The following is an 18,109-nucleotide window of genomic DNA, read 5'->3' as shown; positions in this document are numbered from 1 at the left end:
CATCGGCTGCCAGGATTCTATGACCAGGGTGGTTCTCGCCGCCGGAAACGATTCTCCCTGTTCCAGGTTATGGGCAGGCCCGAAGGAACCCAAAATGAAAACGATGGACAATCGGCGACAGTTTTTGACGAAGATGGGCGCAGGCGGAGCGGCTTTGTTGGCTCCGGTGCTCCATGGCAACTTTTCTCAAGGCGCGCAAAAAAAACCGAACGTGGTTTTGATCTTTGCTGACGATCAAGGCTCAATTGATATCAACACGTATGGCGCCAAAGATTTAATCACGCCAAACCTGGATGCGCTGGCGAAGCGCGGGACCCGCTTCATGCAGTTTTATGCGGCCGCGCCGGTTTGTTCTCCCCCGCGCGCGGCCTTGATGACCGGGCGATACCCGCAGCGCGCTGGCTTATCGGGTAATGCGTCGTCATCAAAAGGCCATGCCGGAATGCCAACCGAACAGATCACCATTGCCGAGATGATGAACGGCGCTGGGTATGCCGCCGGACATGTAGGAAAATGGCACCTGGGTTACACGCCTGAGACCATGCCGAACGGACAGGGCTTTGATGACTCGTTTGGACACATGGGGGGGTGTATTGATAACTATTCGCATTTCTTTTATTGGAACGGGCCTAACCGTCACGACCTTTGGCGCAACGGCGAAGAAGTCTGGAATGACGGCGAATTTTTCGGCGACTTGATGGTGGATGAATGTAAGCAATTTATCACAGAGAAAAAAGACGAGCCGTTTTTTTTATATTGGGCGATTAATTTCCCGCATTACCCATTACAGGGGAAGGAAAAGTGGCGCAAAAAATATGAACACTTGGAACCCCCGCGAAACGGCTACGCTGCATTTGTATCGACGATGGATGAGATGATCGGTGAAGTCGTGGGCCACCTCGATGCGCTCGGATTGACCGAAGACACCATCATTATTTTTCAATCGGATCATGGTCATTCAACCGAAATTCGCACTGGCGGCGGAGGTGGAGACGCGGGGCCGTATCGAGGCGCCAAGTTTAGCCTATTTGAGGGCGGCATTCGCGTACCGGCCATCGTCAGCTGGCCTGGGCATATTGAAGAAAACGCTGTGCGCGAGCAATTGGCGACGGGGTGCGATTGGTTCCCTACGATTCAAGACTTGTGCGGGATCACGCCTGCGACGCACAAGTTAGACGGCAAGAGCCTTGTTCCGGTCTTGAAATCCCCCAATGAACCGTCGCAGCATCATGTGTTTCATTGGCAAACCGGCAAGGACAGCTGGGCTGTCAGGCAGGGGGATTGGAAACTACTGGGCAATCCGCAAGATACATCGAACAAAGCGAAAATCACAGATGAGGATAAATTGTTTTTGTGTAATCTTTCACAAGACATCACTGAAATGACCAACCTGGCAGAGCAACATCCAGATATCGTCAAACGAATGGTTCGCCTTCATGAGGCTTGGATCGAGGATGTTCACAAACAAGAATAAGACAGAACTTTGCATTGTCATTTCGAACGATTGATATTGATGGGCTGTATCCAGGCTGTGTGACAGGGGGACTTGTTACTTCCTTGATGCCATTCAGAAATTGAATGAGAAGATAACCGAATGGCGTACCACGAACGTTCCAAAATTCTGCGCAAATTCATTCTTCAGTTATAGTCAAATGAATAACCCCGCCGCAAGCAGCGGGGTTGTCAAACGCTGTAGAAGCCATCTCAAAAACAATTGAGTACGAGATGGGATTCCGGCAGTTCAAAAATCGACAAACCAATTCTGGCATGGGTGCAACTCTGGGAGCGCCTGTGCATAAGGGCCTGAAAGCCCGCACCGAAGCAAGCAGAGTTGTACCCATGCCTTTCGCAACGAAAGTACAAATTATTTTGAGATGGCTACAAGTATTTCTTGCGCCCCAAGGGGCGGGGAATTAAACCCGAATTTAGATTAAATAGATGAAAAATTAAATTCAATAATCATGGATGCAGGTTTCATATTTCTAACTATTGACATGGATTTTTGAATGTGCGATTCTTGGAAAATTAAATCGCTAGATTACTGTTTGCTTTCTCTAAGATAAAAGGGGATAACCAATGTTAAGCCGCATGCCTAGCCCTATCGTTTCATTGATTGTCATCATTCCAATCTTATGCGCTTTGCCAAACGCCTTTGCCCAGGATATCACCACCGGCCTCGAAGGCTATTGGAGTTTCGATACCTTCGAGAATAGCGTTGCCGTTGACGGGTCAAGCAACGGGCGCGATGCAGTCGTTGACAGCGGCCCGCCCGTCCCCGCCACAGGGCGTATCGGCAACGGGTTGTTTTTTGACGGATCGACGGATTTAACCGTCCCATGGAAGGGCGTTCAAGGCAACGCGCCGCGTACCATCGTCTTATGGGTAAAAACCACTGAAATCGGCGACGGCCTGGTCGGCTGGGGCCCAAACAACACCGGGGAAAAATGGCACTTCCGCATTAACGAAGACGCAGCCAACGGCGTGATCGGCGCCCTCCGCACCGAATATAACGGTAGCCAAACCGTTGCGAATACGATCATCAATGACGGTCAATGGCACCAAGTCGCCTCGGTGTTTGAAGGCGAGTTCCCCACTGATGTTAAACATTATGTTGACGGTGTGGATGACGGCCAGTCATGGGTCGGCGCAACCGACCTCGCGATTAACACCACCGAAGGCGACGACGTCAGCCTTGGCAGCCGCATTCAAGGGACCACACGCGATATCATCGTGGGTTCATTAGATGAAGTGCGTCTTTATAGCCGCGCATTAAGCGCCGATGACATCAAAGCGCTTTTTGACCTCGCGGCGGTAGCGCCTTCGTCCGGCCTGCGTACATTCAGCGCTAACTCGGTGGTTGTCGGCGACGCCATCACGGTTACGCTCGACGTTGGCGGCGCCTCCGGCGCACTGACCGAGACCATCCCCGATGGTTGGACAGCTAGCAACGCCAGCGACGACGGCCAAGTCAGTGGAAATACCATCACTTGGACTTTGACCGGAAGCGCAACCTCTGTCTCTTATGATGCGACCCCGACAGACGCTGCCATTGGCGGCAGCAATGTATTTACCGGAGACCTCGGCGGTTCGATTACGGACGGCGCCCTCCAGGTCACACTGTTGCAAGGCGCTGTGGGTGAATTTGATTTTCATGCTGACATTGGGCAGGTCGACGCGCCGGGCAGCGCTGATTTCAACGGCGACTTTTATACTGTCGAAGGCAGCGGCGCCGACATCTGGGGCGCGGGCGATGAATTTCACTTTGTCTTCAAAGAAATGTCGGGGCCATTCACCATCAAAACGCTTGCCTTTGCCGACCCATTTGACAGCACTAATGAGTGGGTAAAAGCCGGGCCGCATATCAGACAAGACCTTTCACCCGGCGCAAAGAATTACATGGCGTTGATCCGGCCTGACTTTTTACTGAACGTCCAATGGCGCGACACCGCTGACGCCGCGTCTGTCAGCCTGCCTGACGCTGACCGCATCAACCCAAGCGGAACCCTGCCCCCTGGCGTTATTTTCCCCACTGGCGGTCTCGAACTGCGCCGCCTGGGCGACGTAATGCAGGCCTATTATGAATATGAAACCGAAGACGGCGGCGCCGACTGGGCGCTATTTGATCAACGCGAATTTCCCTTTGATGACCCGGTTCTGGTCGGCTTGGCGGTAACGTCTCATGAAGACGGCTCAATTGCCATTGGCGAATTCGCCGATGTCGTAATCACTCAAATCAATTTCACCGCCGCTCGCGCAATTGACCAACAAGTCAGCGGCCCGCTTGGGTTTGGCGCCGCCTTAAACGTAACCGTTGATATATTCCAAAATGATTCCGGCGCATTAAATGTTGTCGAAACGCCGCCCGCAGGATGGGCGGTCAGCAACATTCAAGTCAACGCGGGTGAAGCCGTTCTGCAAGCCGACGGCTCGATTGTATGGACAGCCTCTGATTTCAGCGGTATCGCTCAACTGACGTATGAAGTGGTGACTCCCACCCCAACAGATGTCACGTTTGTGACTGGTGATTTTGTTGGAACCGGAAACGGCGCTGAAATTCAGGGCGACTTAACCATCGTTGCCAAAGGCTTCTTGCCGGATAGCGTCCTTGATGCGCAAGACATCACATCAGGGCTAATCGGTCATTGGACGATGGACGACGGCAGTGGGACCACTGCGGCTGACTCCTCCCCCCAGGGCCGAAACGCTGAAGTGTTTATCGGCGACCCGGCATGGATTCCCGGCGTAAAAGGGACCGCGCTCGACTTCGACGGCGATGATGGGTTGTATATCCCCGAGTGGTATGGCATCGCAGGCGCAGCGGAGCGCACCATCACCGCGTGGATCCGCTCGACTGACACCGCAACGCACGGCATTGTCAGTTGGGGGCTGTCAGGCGGCACAGGCCAAAAATATCACTTCCGTATTAACAGCGACGGGGGCAACGGCCAGTTGGGCGCGCTTCGTACGGAAATTCAAGGCTCGTTTAACATTGGTTCGACCGTGGTCAGCGACGGCGAATGGCACTTCGTTGCATCAACCTTCCCGGTTGAAGGCGGCGTGATGTTAGACGTGACGCATTATGTTGACGGCTTTTTAGAAGACGCCAAAAGCACCAACGCCAGCGGCCCGACTTTAGTTCTGGACACAGCGGCCAGCCTCGAAACCTCCGACCAGGAAGTCCGAATCGGCATGCGCGTACAGGGTACGACGGATAACTTCTTCACTGGCGCGATTGACGAAGTTCGCATCTATGATCGCGGGCTGACCAATGCTGAAATACAGGCGATTATGAAAGCCGAAGGCAATATCACGGCGATTCGCGACTTCATGCTCTACTAAACCAAACTCATCGAATAATGATGAAGGGGCAAGTGAAAATCACTTGCCCCTTTTCTTTGGTGGTATTGATTAGAATTTCACCAAGCGCTGATTTAAAAATTCCGCGAATCTTTCGTGTTGAGATTCATTCTTGATTTGCTCAGGATAAAACCCAATGACAAATGATTGTGGGCCTGACAGAAGCGGCTTGGTATCTTTCGCCCGGCCAAATCCAAACACGGTCATTCCATCTTCGCTCTTGACGCCCTGATCGCTGGCGCCCAGATATGAAATCACGTCCGCCAAGTTGTCTTCTTTTAACTGCGCCATGTAGAACACAGCGTTCATATTGTTATGGCCTGCATATATCCATTGAAATCGCCCTTCCATGATCGTTTTCGCATAAAAGTCAGGCGTCTTCGTTAAAGGGCCGCTCATGTTCGTTCCGAAATAAGAACCGGCTGGATCAAACACGCCGCCGGGCGTTCCTTCATAAAGAAACCAATACGTTCGTTCCATATCAGTTTTGGTGATATCTAAGACAGCGTGGTCGTCAAAAAATTCCCAAGACCATCGCCATTTCCCGCTCAGGCTTTCGCTTACAATGCGGTTGCCTGAAAGCCAAGATTTGCACTTTGCGTGTCCCGGATGTCCGGCGCCGTCGTCTTCTCCCTGCCAAACCAAATTAGGAAGTCCGCGAAAGGATGAAGCAGCCGAGCCGGGATACTTTCCCCAGGGGTTGCGCTTAAATGAAACCCAGTCGGCGCCAGCGATATCAAGAATGCGAGAAAAACCCCCGCCTTCAATATCGTAATAGTAAGTCGCCGCTTTGGTCTGAACGACAAAATGAGGTTTCCCTTCATAGATAGCCTGTGTTGTTTTCAATTCATCATTACGCCACACATGCATCCATTGATAGTTGTCCCAGGCGCAGCCAGCAACATCCAGGTCGCCGTCGCCATCCAAATCAACGAATTGCGATCCTAGGTGGTTTTCCTTGCCCGTATCCAGAATGTGTTTGGTGAATTCTGCGGCGCCATCATTGATCCACAATTGCGTCTCCAAGCGGGGGCCTTTGTGTTCGTTTGTGATGATGTCGATATCGCCGTCGTTGTCGATGTCGGCTAGATCAAGGTTGTTCATAGAATACTGAGTGACGACATGGTGCTTCGACCATGTTTGATCAATATCATCTTGGCGAGAAAACCAAAGCAACTTTCCGTCAGGTTCCAGGCCGGGGTATCGTTCTTCGCTAATGACAATTTCCAGGTTGCTATCGCCGTTCAAGTCGCCCAGTTCAATCCGGTCAATGGGTTTATCCGTTTGACCGACGACATGGTCTTGCCAATGGGTATTGACGTTGCCGGGGTTTTCAAACCAGACGAGGATGAGAGGTTCGTCTCCACCTTCGGGCCGGCGACCGCAAGCGATATCCAGGTCGCCGTCATTATCAATATCCCCGACGCCGATCCCTTCATCTGATGTATTTTTTGCAATCAGGTTCGTAGGCCATTTGTCTACGGCGTCAGGATTATCCGGGATGGAGATACAATAAACATTGCCATTGCTGGCGATGACCAGTTCGAGCGGGCCGCTGGGCGTGATCTGCGCTTTTTCGAATCCTTGACTGTTGACATGGCTGGTCTCTGGTATGTTTGATATCAATTTTTTGGTATAGCGCGTTCCTTCTTTGTCGACCGCCTCATACCAATAAATATTAGGAAGCGCCTGAGCAATGATGTCTGCAAACGGATCGCCATCGGCGTCGATGAAGAAAATGGCGTCGACATTGTCGCCAAGATCAATTCTAGGCCACGGCGCCTCCATTGATCCACCTGGATTCTGATAAATGTAGCGCCCTGAGATGATATCGATATTACCATCCCGGTTCACGTCGCCGAAATCCAAACCAAAATAGCGCAGCCATTCGGGCTGGTCCCAATCGCCCCATTTTTGTTTGGCGTCATCAATTGGGATGTATGTCCATTCAAAATCTAATGAATGGCTAGTTAAGTTTCCACTCAATAAAACAATCATCGTTAATAACAAAATTCGTTTTATCATTTTTTTCCTCGGGTAATAAATTAAGCAGCCTCTGAAGAATAGCCTTTTTGAGGCATCGTTAAACATTATAGATTTAGGGGCAGGGAATGATGGGGTATATCCAATATCACAAAGATGAACCAGTGAATTTTCTAGTGTTGTCTTTAAATCTATCAAGAATTCATTGAGATTTTCAAGCGCACAAATTACACAGTCATTTAATTTCTGATTTGTATAATTGATCTAGTTCTGATGCGCTGCTTGACCGCTCTTGTTCAAGATTGACGGAGGTTCCTAACACGCGAAACAGAGTTGCGATTTCAACCGCGTAGGCCGTTCGCGTAGACGCCAATCGTTGTTGGGCGGAGGCGAGTACGCGCTGCGCGTCGACCACATCCAAAAAGCTTGCCAGCCCTTGGCGATATAACACCTCGGCTTGAAAGGCGCTGCGCGTACTTGCCTCCACGGATTTTGACAAGGGAATTTCACGAGCGAGCGAAGATTGCAACGCCGCCAATGATTGTTCGACTTCTTCAATGGCGTCGAGCAGCGTTTGATGATAAATCGCGAGCGCTTCTTCTGCGCGAGCTTTGGCGATATCGATATTGGCTTGGCGGGCGCCGCCGTCGGTGACGACTTGTTGTATCAATGCACGAAGGCCGGCGATAAATGTTCCCGTTAGCGGGTCGCCGCTGCTGCTGGTTCCGCCAAGGCTCAATTGTTTTCCGATTTGAAACGCCGGATACCATTCTGTCATCTCGACGCCGATTTGCGCAATTGCGCTTTTGAATTCTGCTTCAGCCTGCTTTACATCAGGCCGCATCGACAACACTTCAATGGGCAATTTATCTTCAATGGACAAGTTATACGACGGGATGTCTTTTTCTTCTTGGAGAATTTCATTGTATTTACCAGGAAAACGGCCCGTCAAAACAGCAATTCTATTTCTAGAATTGATTAGAGATTCTTGAAGCGCAGGAATTTCCGCCCGCAGATTTTCGACTGCCGCTTCCGCTCGGCGAAGGTCCAGTTCGGGCGCGATCCCGGCGTTAAAGCGGCTTTCTACAATACTCAGCGTTTTTTCCTGCAACTCAACAGAGCCTTTCAGCAATGACAGTTGGCGTTGGTTGCCGCGCAGCCGCAAGTATTCGGTCGCGACATTGGCGCTGACCCGCAAGATGGCGCCGCGCAGCGCAGCGCTAGCGCTTTCGAGTTCGGCGACCGCCGCCTCGACTTCGCGCTTGTTTTTTCCAAACACATCCAACGGCAGGTTCAGCGATAGGCCGCCTGCGACGCCGCCGCTGGTTGATGAACGGCTGGCGTCTCCAAATTCATTTCGCTGATCGGCGCTGGTTTCAACAAAGGCGCCGGTTTGAAGTTTATAGCGCGACGCAACGCCGCGAATCTGCGCCTCGGCATCGTTTAAGCGGGCTTCATTGATCGCGATGCTATAGTTTTGGTACAACGCTTCATTGACGAATTGATCTAACGCCGGATCAGAAAAGCCTTTCCACCAATTGGCGGCGGAGACTTCTTCCTGGCTGATTTGATCGAGCGTGGAACGCTCAGCAATATTTTGAAATACGCCGTGGGAAACAAAGCGCTCCGGGGCCTGAATTTCTGGCGGCGCATAATCCGGGCCAATCACGCAGGATGAGAGCGCCAGTAAAATACAAAACAGAACGCTTGTATTGGTTAATTTGATCGCATCAACTCGCATCACGATGGCAGCGCCTCTTCGGTGATATCACTTGGGTCCGCGTTTCTTAATTCCATTTCAAGCTGCTGTACGGCGTGGCTGCGCGGTTTCATCCACGGCGCGATTAACAAATAGCCTAATGGCGTAAGATATAGCGTGAACAATGAGGACAGCCCGAGCCCGCCAAACACGACCCAGCCAATCGCGCTGCGCGCTTCTGCGCCGGGGCCTTCGCTTAGAATGAGAGGAAGGCTTCCGAGTACAGTAGACAACACCGTCATCGTAAGAGGCCGAAGTCGGACTTCGATTCCTTCCATGATCGCGTCGTCTACGCTGCGGCCTTCTTCGCGTAGTTGATCCATGAACTCAACCAGCAGAATGGCGTTCTTCGTCATCAGCCCGATCAGCATGACAAAACCAATCTGGCTGTAGACGTTTAAGGTTTGGTTTGACATTGAAAGCGCAAACGCCGCAGCCGCCAAACCGAACGGTACCGTGAATATAACGATCAATGCGCTACCCATGCTTTCAAACTGGGCGGCCAGCACGAGAAAGATCACCAGCAGGGCAATTAAAAAGGTCGCCGCCACTTCATAATTGTTTTCGTTTAAGGTTTCGGCTTCTCCCCTGAAAAGGAGGCCGATGTCTAGAGGCAGCACTTCATTTGCAATTTCACGGACTTGGTTAACGAGTTCTCCTAATGAATTGCCTGGAGGAAAACTGATGTTCATTTCAATAGCGCGGCGCTGAGCATGACGATCTAACTGAGCAGCGACGCCCGCTTCTTTAATGTCAACTAGAGTCGTTAGCGGCACCAGTTCCTGATTGCGGTTAAGGATAAACGTATTGAGTAAGTCGCCCGGATCGTCTGCAACGCCTTGAATGGAACCCAACATAATGGGGATGGCTTCATCATCAATGTTAAGGTCCGTGACGTCATAGCGGTCAACCATGACCCGCAATGTTTGCGAAATGGATTCAAGAGATATATTCAAATCGCTCACGCGATTTCGATTGATATTAAATGAGAGTTCCGGTTGAGACGTGTCAAAACTGATCTGGATTTCATCAATAACGGGGATGCGCTTCTCTAATTCAGATTTCAATTTCTCGGTGACTTGCAAAATCTCATTGTAATCATTTCCCGTCAGCGCAATGCTAATGCCCGAACCTGCGCCCCGGATTCCTAAACTGTTTCCTCGACGAATGGATATCTGTACGCCAGGAATCTGGATCAGTTGCTTATTAATCTCCGTCTCAAATTCCTGTTGTGTTATAGAGCGTTCGTCCCAATGTTTGAGAGTGGCGATGGTCAGCGTACGGTTTTTGTCATATCGGCCAACGGTTGTATAAATATCTTTTATCAAACCGGATTGTTGATAGGGATAAAGAATCTCTTCAATCTTTTCGGCTTGCCGGTCTGAATAATTCAGCGACGCGCCGTCCGGCCCGGTCGCCATAATTACAACCATTCCACGGTCTTCTTGTGGCAGGAGCTCTTGTTTGATTTTTAAGAAAAATGTTGCGCCATACCCGGCTAAAATCACAACAAAAATAAGCGCCAAATATTTATGGCGAAGGAACAAGCGCAGCGATTGAAAATAGAGAGAACTCAATCCCTCTCCAATCATGGCTAGAAGATTGAGAATCCCGCTCATGATAAATCCCTTTTTCGATGAATCGGGCAGACGGGAGGCCATCATTGGGCACAAGGTCAACGCGACAAACGAACTGATGCAAACCGCGACCGCAAGCACCAGCCCAAACTCACGAAAGAGAATTCCCGTTCGACTGGGAAGAAATGAGATGGGCAGAAAGACCGAAACCAACGTCAATGTTGTCGCGACGACCGCAAAAAACACTTGGTGGGTTCCAACGACTGCCGCCGCCATCTTGTCGAGACCCAAATGGCGCCGGCGTTGAATGTTTTCTAGAACGACGATGGCGTCGTCAACAATCAATCCCGTCGCGAGCACCAATGCCAACAGGGTGAGGAGATTGATCGAAAACCCCAGCAGCCAGATCGCGGCGACCGTGCCGATCAATGACACCGGGATGGTGACAGCCGGGATCAAAGTTGTTCGCCAGCGGCCTAAAAAAACGCCGATCACGATTAGGACAATCAAGATCGAGAATCCCAAAGAAAACAGAACTTCTTTGAGCGCCCCTTTAATAAAGATGGCGTTGTCTGACGTTTTGACAAGATGAAATTCATTGACGCGCTGATTGATCTCAGCCACTTTCTCATCCACGGCCTGCGAAATCGTAATGGTGTTGGCGCCGGACTGGCGAATGATCCCCATGCCGATAACGACGCGACCATTCAGCATCGAATAATCTTCGGCTTCTTCCGGGCCAAAGAACACCACGCCGATATCGCCGATGCGAACATCGTCACGGATATAAAGTTCTTCGACGCGCTTCGGCTGAATGACGGTCGCTTCTGCGCGAATGATGAGTTCCTGGTCTTCGGATTGATAACTCCCGGCGGGTACGTCCAGTCGCGCATTGCGCAAGCAACTGATTACTTCATTGACGGCAACCCGCAAGCCAGCCATCCGCGCTGGATCAAGCAAGACGCGCAACACCCGTTGCTGGTCGCCAGACATCTCAACATCAGCGACGCCGGGAATCGAAAGAAAATGAGGGGAGATGTCTTTCTCGACGCGCTTGGCTAGTTCTTCTTTGGATAATACGTCGCTATAGACGGACAGTTCACAAACCGAATCATCATTGAAAACGCCCTTCATGATAAAAAAATCTTCGACGTCATCCGGCAGGTCGCGCATTCTTCGGTTGATCGCTTCACGAACATCGTTCGAGGCGACGTCAATATCAATGTGCGGCTGAAACTCAATAAAAATGCGGCAGTAATTTTCTTCGCTGGATGCGCGGATTGACTTGACGCCCTGTACGCGCGCGACCGCCCCCTCAAGAATGCTGGTCACTTCCGTATCCATGGTTTCGGGCGAAGCGCCTTCAAACGTCGCTCTGACAGAGACCGTGGGCGTGTCAACATCCGGCAATTCACGGACATCCACGCCCAAAAAGCTGGAAATCCCCGCGAGGATAATCAACAAACTCATCACCACCGCCAATACGGGGCGACGAACTCCCAATGCAGTAAATGATGATGCAATGCGGCTCATGGTTATTCGCTTATATCGGATATTTGAGTGGATTGAGTATTGCTGGCGACAATGACTTTTTTGCCAGGCTGCAAGCGCTGTAATCCTTCGATCACAACTTGGTCCGTTTCGTTTGCTTCACACTCGACCAAAACGTCTCCCGCCGTTCTCGCGATGACGCGCACGGGGATGCGGTCCGCAAGTTCGTCGCGAATCAGCCAGACAAATGAGCCATCCCGCCCCCATTGTAGAGAAATTTCAGGAACGGTTGGATATTCTTGCCCTTTAATTTCTAAACGGGTCATAAACGACATACCCGGTCTGAGAAAATCATCTTCATTCACGATCCGGGCGCGGGCCATAATGGTTCTCTTTTGAGGGTCGACCCGGCTTTCAAGCGCTGCGATCATGCCGGTAAACGTCTTGTTTGGAAACGCAGGCGTGGTTGCGGTAATCGTGTTTTCTTGCTTCAGCCCAAGCGCTAATGCTTCGGGGACTTCAAAATCAACATGCAAAATTGACCGGTTGTCGATTCCGGTGATTAAGGTGTTCGTTGTAACGCGCTCGCCGGGGTCAATTTTGGGGATGCCAACCACGCCGTCAAAGGGCGCTCTTAACTTTCGCTCCTCCACAGCCAATTTGGCTTGACCGAGCATGACCTGGGCGATATCGACCGCTGCGCGGGCTGAATCGACGTCGCTTTCAGGCACGGCCCCGTCTTTAACCGCCAATTGATAGCGTTCGAGTAAACTTTGCGCATCTTTTAATTTCACCTGCGCCAGTTGGACAGCCAGCTGTTCTTCACGGTCGTCAAATTGAACCAATATCGAATCTTTTTTGACTTTGTCGCCCGCTTTAAAATTGATCGCCATAACTTCTTCAGAAACAGCCGGGTATAGACGTACGGATTGTATGGCCCTGCCCGAACCCATTGCATCAAACACAATATCGTTTGACGTAATCCTGATGGGCTGCGTTATGACGCGCACGGTAAGAACATCGCTTGAGGGGCGTGTTTCGGTTTGACCCGTCTCGTTGTTTAATAATGGAAGCAGTTCATTATTAACTAAGAAGAAGCCAAAAATCATTATGATAAAGACAAAGAGGATGCGCGTAATAATGGCTTTTCTCCATGCATGATTGATCTAATGATGTGAAACCACTTGTTTATGTCGCATAAAAAACGATAACTGTTCACTAAAAATGAACAGAAAAACTCATAAACCAGCGCTGCGACTGAATCTATCACAGTTAATACACTGATTCAATTTCGCTGAAAGTCAAATGTTTATAGAATTCACTATTCGAAAGTTAAGTTAAATCCTACTTTGAGTAAACGGCTTCTTTTTCGGGGTCATAGTAGAACACCTTGCCTTCACGGTAAGAGCGAACGGAAAGATTGATCGCTGTCATAACTTTGAACGCAAGGTCAGCGTTGCAGTTAGGCGCCTTGCGCGAGCGGATGCAGTCGAAGAAATTGTCGACGTGTTTGCCATCGCCTTCGTCGCTGATATTGGGGACAATAATTTCTTCTTTGCCCCATTGATTGACAAATTCATCCTTAAATGGTTTTTCCGGGACGACCTTCAGGTGGTCATAGGTCTCGCCTTCCCAATCTGCGCCGCAAAACAGGGTCGCTTTTTCGCCCCGGATTAATGTACGGAACCCAACCTCATTCGCCTGCGAAGACTGTACGGTCAATGAGTATTTCGAGGGGTAGTCCGCTGCGGTTAAAAACGTGTCGGGAACCTCTCTGCCATCGTCGTGGATCCATATTCCACCCATACCAGCCACGCGGGTTGGGTGTTCATTTTTTACGGCCAGATGAAACGGGGCGACGGTGTGGTAATGCAAATCAGTCGCGATGCCGCCTGAATAGTCCCAATATTTGCGAAAGCGGAAGTAGCGGTCGGAATCAAAAGGCCGCTCCGGCGCAGACCCCAGCCATTGCTTCCAGTCGAGGTGGTCTAATCCTTTCCCTGTAGGGCCTGCGTTTTCGTCAATTTCATAGTAATTCCAGTCGCCGTTCGGAACATTGCGGCTATAGGTTCCCTGGCAGCAAACCACATGACCGAGCATTCCCTGGTCAATGAGTTTCTTGGCTTCGTGCCATTTGCTCCACGAAAGCGCTTGTACGCCGATTTGTAAGACTCGCTTAAGTTCTTTAGCTTTTTGAGCGACAACCTTGGCTTCTTCCCAATGCAGGGTCATGGGCTTTTCGCAATATACGTCCAGCCCTTTCTCCATCGCCATGATGGTGATGGGAGCGTGCCAGTGGTCCGGCGTTGCGACAATGAGCGCATCCAGGCCTGGTTGATCGAGCAACTCTTGATGGTGCGTATAGGTTTTAGCGTCTGGGCAACGCTCATGCGCTTCACTCAATCGCTTGGCGTACACGTCGCAGAGCGCGACGATGGCGCCATCGTTGTATTCGTCAATGTGCTGCATGGTCAGGCGTTGCAGCCAACTGCCGCGCCCGCCAAGGCCGATGCAGCCAATGTTGATGCGCTCATTGGCGCCGACGATGCGGCGAGCGGACGCTGCTGAGGCAAGTGCGAATGCGGATGATTTGACAAATAGTCGGCGATTGTGCATTGGGAGTCCCCTTTGACGGCGTCATTTCAACAACACAAATCAGACTTTCATTCTCTCACAATTTTTTGATGATTTCCAGGTAATAGCCGCTTTATAATAAAAAAAAGTATCCAGTATTCGGAAGAACCATTTTTTATATATTCACTATAAAGCTAAGATTGTATAAAAATGGGTAGGCAAAAGAAAAGCGGGTAGACAAAATTGTCTACCCGCTTTGTTGTAAGGCGTTTGGTCAGTGGAATTACTTGATTTCGACGGTAGCGCCGACTTCTTCCAACTTGGCCTTGACCGACTCTGCGTCGTCTTTGCTGACGCCTTCTTTGACGGGTTTGGGGGAGTTGTCAACCAAATCCTTGGCTTCTTTGAGACCCAAGTCAGTCAGTTCGCGGACGACTTTAATGACTTTGATCTTTTGTGAACCCGGGCTGACGAGAACAACGTCAAATTCAGATTGTTCTTCCGCTGCGGCTGCATCAGCGCCGGGCGCCATTGCCATTGCCATTGGGGCTGCTGCGGTGACGCCGAATTTCTCTTCGAATTCATCCGCCAGTTCTTTGGCTTCGAGCAGGGTCAAGCCGCCGACCAATTCCAATATTTGTTCAATTTTTTCGCTTGCCATTGTTTTAAGGCTCCTTCAGAGTTTTGTGTATTTTTTAGGGCGATTACGCCGCTTGTTCTAATTTGTCTGCATAGGCCGTGAATAAGCCGTGTAGTTTCTGGCTTGAACCTTTGATACAACCCAAGACGGCGCTTGCCGGGGCTTTGACGCTACCCAAAATCTTGGAATGCAATTCGGGCAATGTCGGTGTCTTGGCCAACAATTGCACTTGGCTGGATTCGAGATAGTCGTCGTAAATCGAACCGCCTTTGATTTGGATGATTTCATGGTCTTTGGCGAAATCAACTAACGCTTTGGCTGGAGCAACAGGGTCGCTCTCGCCGGCGAAGATGATTGCGCTGGGGCCAAGCAACAAGTCGTTCATTTGTGTAAACGGCTTGGATTCAATCGCCCGTTTAAACATGCGGTTGCGCACAACGCGAAGACGACCGCCTGCGTCACGAACCTTGTTTCGTAAGTCGCTGAATTCTTCCACCGATAGGCCCCGGTAGTCGAAAACCAGCAAACTAGACGATTCATTCACCCAGTCGGCGTATTCTTCGCTGAGTTTTACTTTATCTGATCTGCGTATTGGCATACCGCTTCACCTCCTCCCAATGCTTTCGTATATTTTTTTAACCACCAATTGGTTGGTTTTCTGGTCTAACTTGCGTGATCCATCCTGCTTGAAAAGAGGAACCCTTGTCTCGCGTGTCCCAGTGGCTGACTTGCCAGCCGTTTCCATCGTCTTGCGCCCGGTAAATCACTTCGTGCGGCACGTTGATCTGAATGATGGTATCCGGTTCGATCCCCGCCAGCAGCGAAAAGGCGATGCGATTGATGGCGAAATGCGCCACAACCAAAACCGGGCCGTTTTCGGCTTCTTTCGCAAAGCGCTCAATGGCGTGTTGTCCCCGTTCGACGGCGTCGCAGTTGGCTTCGCCGCCAGGGGGGCAGTACGTCCATTTATTGTTCTGGCGTTGCTCCCACTGACCGGGGAACTTCACATCCAGTTCGGGCAACGTGTTGCCTTCAAAGTCTCCAAACGAAACTTCACGCAAATCATCGAGCGCTTCGAAATCAAACGAGACATGCTCTCGAATAATCTGCGCCGTCTGCTGAGCGCGTCCTAACGGGCTGACAAAACCTTGCATGGCGTCTAACTGTTCAACGGCTTTTGCTACGCGCTTGACTTGTTCGGTCCCTTCAGACGACAACGGGGAATCCCGCCAGCCTTGCAATCGTTTTTGCAAGTTGAATTCTGTCTGGCCGTGTCGGACGAAGTAGATCGTTTTCATTGGTTGTCCATAAAAAACGCAAGAAAAAAGGCCCAATCAGAGGAGATTGGGCCTTGGCGTTTTGGCTTCATGCGCCGACGCAAAACCGGCGTACTGGCTCATGCGTCATAAGGATCAATCTCGGCTGGAGGTTTTACCCCGTTAAGGAACCAGCGGTCTTCGATTGGGGAACATCAATTTTCAGACGTTTTTAATCGTGTTGCGCCTCCAATTAAGCGGCTGCACGGGATAAGTCGCGCATATCATTTGTATCAATTTTTACGCTTGGGCCCATCGTCGAAGAAAGGAACACGCTTTTAAAATAGGTGCCTTTTGCGGCGGTCGGCCTTACGCGCTGTAAAGTGTTTAAAATCAACTTTACGTTATCAAACAGGTCTGCTTCGCTGAATGACGCTTTGCCAACGGGGACGGCGACCGTTCCCGCTTTGTCAGCGCGATACTCGATCTTACCCGCTTTAAATTCTTCAACGGCTTTTGCGACGTCCGCCGTGACGGTTCCTGTTTTGGGGTTGGGCATCAAGCCGCGAGGGCCTAACACTTTACCCAGTCGACCAACGACGCGCATCATGTCCGGGGTCGCGATTGCGATGTCAAAATCCATCATCCCGCCCTGAATATCTTTGGCGAGGTCTTCGCTGCCGACGATGTCAGCGCCTGCTTCTTTCGCTTGGGTGGCGAGGTCGCCTTCCGCAAACACGGCGACGCGAACCGTCTTGCCCGTGCCGTGGGGAAGCGATACCGTTCCGCGCACCATCTGGTCGGCTTTTTTGGGATCAATGCCAAGGTTTGCAACCAATTCGATGGTTTCATCAAATTTGGCGGTTGCGTTTTTCTTTGCGAGCGCGACGGCGTCTTTGACGGTTTTTACGTCATCGCGGTTCAAACCTTCAGCGGCGTTTCTATAGCGTTTACCGTGAGCAACCATTAGTTTTCCACCTCAATACCCATTGAGCGCGCGGTGCCAGCGATCATGCTAGCGGCGCTTTCGACCGAGTGTGCATTGAGATCAGCCATTTTCAGCTGCCCAATTTCTTCGGCCTGTTTTCTGGTAATTTTTCCAACCTTATCGCGGTTGGGGGCGCCAGAGCCTTTTTCCTTTTTCGCCGCTTTCTTAATTAAAACGGCGGCGGGAGGCGTCTTGGTGATGAACGTGAACGAACGGTCGGCAAAGACAGTAATCACCACGGGGATAATCAAGCCCGTTTGCTCTTTGGTTCGTTCATTGAACTGCTTGCAGAAGTCCATGATGTTCAGACCATGTTGTCCAAGCGCCGGGCCAATGGGCGGCGCCGGGTTGGCCTGTCCAGCGGGACACTGCAATTTGATTTGCGCTAATACCTTTTTTGGAGGCGCCATGATACTTACTCCTAAAAAATCGCCTGGAAGTTTAGTCTTCCGGCGTAATTTTCTCTACTTGTAAAAAGTCGAGTTCAACCGGAGTTGACCGACCGAGAATATCAACCATAACGGTCAAACGACCGCGTTCATCATTAATCGTTGAAACGTAACCAGTAAAGTTGAAGAACGGCCCTTCGATGACTTTAACGGTTTCGCCTTCTTCAAACACAATTTTAGGCCGCGGTTTGTCTTCGGTCGCGGTCATTTGAATGCGGATGTTTTCTACTTCCGCATCGCTCAGCGGCGTCGGCGTACGGCCCGGGCCGACAAACCCTGTGACGCCTGGCGTGTTTTTAATCAATGACCAGGTTTCTTCGTCATATTCCATTTCAATGATGACATAACTAGGAAACATCTTCTGCGTCGAAATGGAACGCTTACCGTCACGGATCTCAACCACTTCTTCGGTGGGGATGAGGATTTGGGTAATGCGATCCTCCATCTCATCCACGCGAACGGTGGCTTCAAGGCTTTCTTTCACCTTGTTTTCCGCACCAGCGTATGTATGTAATGCGTACCATTGAAGCGGCAT

13 protein-coding genes are annotated in these 18,109 nt (G+C 50.7%); 2 read left to right on the top strand and 11 right to left on the bottom strand.

The annotated features are described in order from the left end of the window. The first annotated feature begins 94 nt into the window (after positions 1-94). Positions 95-1,474 carry a sulfatase-like hydrolase/transferase gene (locus P9L94_03190; GenBank protein ID MDP8243060.1) on the top strand — a complete coding sequence of 460 codons (1,380 nt, stop codon included), beginning with the start codon at positions 95-97 and terminating at the stop codon, positions 1,472-1,474. Between the two features lie 602 nt (positions 1,475-2,076). Next, the gene (locus tag P9L94_03185; protein ID MDP8243059.1) at positions 2,077-4,839 is read left to right on the top strand and encodes a LamG-like jellyroll fold domain-containing protein; all 2,763 of its coding nucleotides are present in this window, start codon (positions 2,077-2,079) and stop codon (positions 4,837-4,839) included. Positions 4,840-4,908: 69 nt separating this feature from the next. On the opposite strand, the gene P9L94_03180 is transcribed toward P9L94_03185, so the two are convergent. From P9L94_03180 to nusG, 11 genes are all read right to left on the bottom strand, one after another. Next, complete coding sequence (locus tag P9L94_03180) at positions 4,909-6,882, bottom strand: VCBS repeat-containing protein (GenBank protein ID MDP8243058.1); 1,974 nt, start codon at positions 6,880-6,882, stop codon at positions 4,909-4,911. Between the two features lie 193 nt (positions 6,883-7,075). After that, entirely contained in the window at positions 7,076-8,581 is a 1,506-nt protein-coding gene (locus P9L94_03175; GenBank protein ID MDP8243057.1) for an efflux transporter outer membrane subunit, read from the bottom strand. Next, positions 8,581-11,709 carry an efflux RND transporter permease subunit gene (locus P9L94_03170; GenBank protein MDP8243056.1) on the bottom strand — a complete coding sequence of 1,043 codons (3,129 nt, stop codon included), beginning with the start codon at positions 11,707-11,709 and terminating at the stop codon, positions 8,581-8,583. The genes P9L94_03175 and P9L94_03170 overlap by 1 nt, the downstream gene beginning before the upstream one ends. A gap of 2 nt (positions 11,710-11,711) precedes the next feature. Beyond that, positions 11,712-12,620 carry an efflux RND transporter periplasmic adaptor subunit gene (locus tag P9L94_03165; GenBank protein MDP8243055.1) on the bottom strand — a complete coding sequence of 303 codons (909 nt, stop codon included), beginning with the start codon at positions 12,618-12,620 and terminating at the stop codon, positions 11,712-11,714. 391 nt (positions 12,621-13,011) lie between these two features. Then, complete coding sequence (locus tag P9L94_03160) at positions 13,012-14,283, bottom strand: Gfo/Idh/MocA family oxidoreductase (GenBank protein ID MDP8243054.1); 1,272 nt, start codon at positions 14,281-14,283, stop codon at positions 13,012-13,014. A 241-nt stretch (positions 14,284-14,524) separates the two neighbouring features. Then, entirely contained in the window at positions 14,525-14,902 is a 378-nt protein-coding gene (rplL, locus tag P9L94_03155; GenBank protein ID MDP8243053.1) for a 50S ribosomal protein L7/L12, read from the bottom strand. Positions 14,903-14,945: 43 nt separating this feature from the next. Then, the gene (gene rplJ / locus P9L94_03150) at positions 14,946-15,479 is read right to left on the bottom strand and encodes a 50S ribosomal protein L10 (protein ID MDP8243052.1); all 534 of its coding nucleotides are present in this window, start codon (positions 15,477-15,479) and stop codon (positions 14,946-14,948) included. Positions 15,480-15,516: 37 nt separating this feature from the next. Then, entirely contained in the window at positions 15,517-16,179 is a 663-nt protein-coding gene (locus tag P9L94_03145; GenBank protein MDP8243051.1) for a histidine phosphatase family protein, read from the bottom strand. Positions 16,180-16,390: 211 nt separating this feature from the next. Continuing rightward, positions 16,391-17,104, bottom strand: a complete 714-nt coding sequence (rplA, locus tag P9L94_03140; GenBank protein ID MDP8243050.1) for a 50S ribosomal protein L1 — start codon at positions 17,102-17,104, stop codon at positions 16,391-16,393. Then, a complete protein-coding gene (rplK, locus tag P9L94_03135) occupies positions 17,104-17,535 on the bottom strand; it encodes a 50S ribosomal protein L11 (protein MDP8243049.1) in 432 nt (143 codons plus the stop codon). Before rplK ends, rplA begins: the two co-directional genes overlap by 1 nt. A gap of 31 nt (positions 17,536-17,566) precedes the next feature. Further along, positions 17,567-18,109 carry a transcription termination/antitermination protein NusG gene (gene nusG / locus P9L94_03130; GenBank protein MDP8243048.1) on the bottom strand — a complete coding sequence of 181 codons (543 nt, stop codon included), beginning with the start codon at positions 18,107-18,109 and terminating at the stop codon, positions 17,567-17,569.

The sequence above is a fragment of the Candidatus Hinthialibacter antarcticus genome, from assembly GCA_030765645.1.
Taxonomy (GTDB): Bacteria; Hinthialibacterota; Hinthialibacteria; order Hinthialibacterales; family Hinthialibacteraceae; genus Hinthialibacter; species Hinthialibacter antarcticus.
The sequence above is the reverse complement of the archived record's forward strand: the minus strand, read 5'-3'. Positions and strand labels throughout refer to the sequence as shown.

What these genes read in the sequence shown, in the direction of transcription:
- P9L94_03190 (MDP8243060.1), top strand. Translation starts at nt 95, where the DNA reads ATGAAAACGATGGACAATCGGCGACAGTTTTTGACGAAGATGGGCGCA.
- P9L94_03185 (MDP8243059.1), top strand. Translation starts at nt 2,077, where the DNA reads ATGTTAAGCCGCATGCCTAGCCCTATCGTTTCATTGATTGTCATCATT.
- P9L94_03180 (MDP8243058.1), bottom strand. Translation starts at nt 6,882, where the DNA reads ATGATAAAACGAATTTTGTTATTAACGATGATTGTTTTATTGAGTGGA.
- P9L94_03175 (MDP8243057.1), bottom strand. Translation starts at nt 8,581, where the DNA reads ATGCGAGTTGATGCGATCAAATTAACCAATACAAGCGTTCTGTTTTGT.
- P9L94_03170 (MDP8243056.1), bottom strand. Translation starts at nt 11,709, where the DNA reads ATGAGCCGCATTGCATCATCATTTACTGCATTGGGAGTTCGTCGCCCC.
- P9L94_03165 (MDP8243055.1), bottom strand. Translation starts at nt 12,620, where the DNA reads ATGGGTTCGGGCAGGGCCATACAATCCGTACGTCTATACCCGGCTGTT.
- P9L94_03160 (MDP8243054.1), bottom strand. Translation starts at nt 14,283, where the DNA reads ATGCACAATCGCCGACTATTTGTCAAATCATCCGCATTCGCACTTGCC.
- rplL (MDP8243053.1), bottom strand. Translation starts at nt 14,902, where the DNA reads ATGGCAAGCGAAAAAATTGAACAAATATTGGAATTGGTCGGCGGCTTG.
- rplJ (MDP8243052.1), bottom strand. Translation starts at nt 15,479, where the DNA reads ATGCCAATACGCAGATCAGATAAAGTAAAACTCAGCGAAGAATACGCC.
- P9L94_03145 (MDP8243051.1), bottom strand. Translation starts at nt 16,179, where the DNA reads ATGAAAACGATCTACTTCGTCCGACACGGCCAGACAGAATTCAACTTG.
- rplA (MDP8243050.1), bottom strand. Translation starts at nt 17,104, where the DNA reads ATGGTTGCTCACGGTAAACGCTATAGAAACGCCGCTGAAGGTTTGAAC.
- rplK (MDP8243049.1), bottom strand. Translation starts at nt 17,535, where the DNA reads ATGGCGCCTCCAAAAAAGGTATTAGCGCAAATCAAATTGCAGTGTCCC.
- nusG (MDP8243048.1), bottom strand. Translation starts at nt 18,109, where the DNA reads ATGCCGCTTCAATGGTACGCATTACATACATACGCTGGTGCGGAAAAC.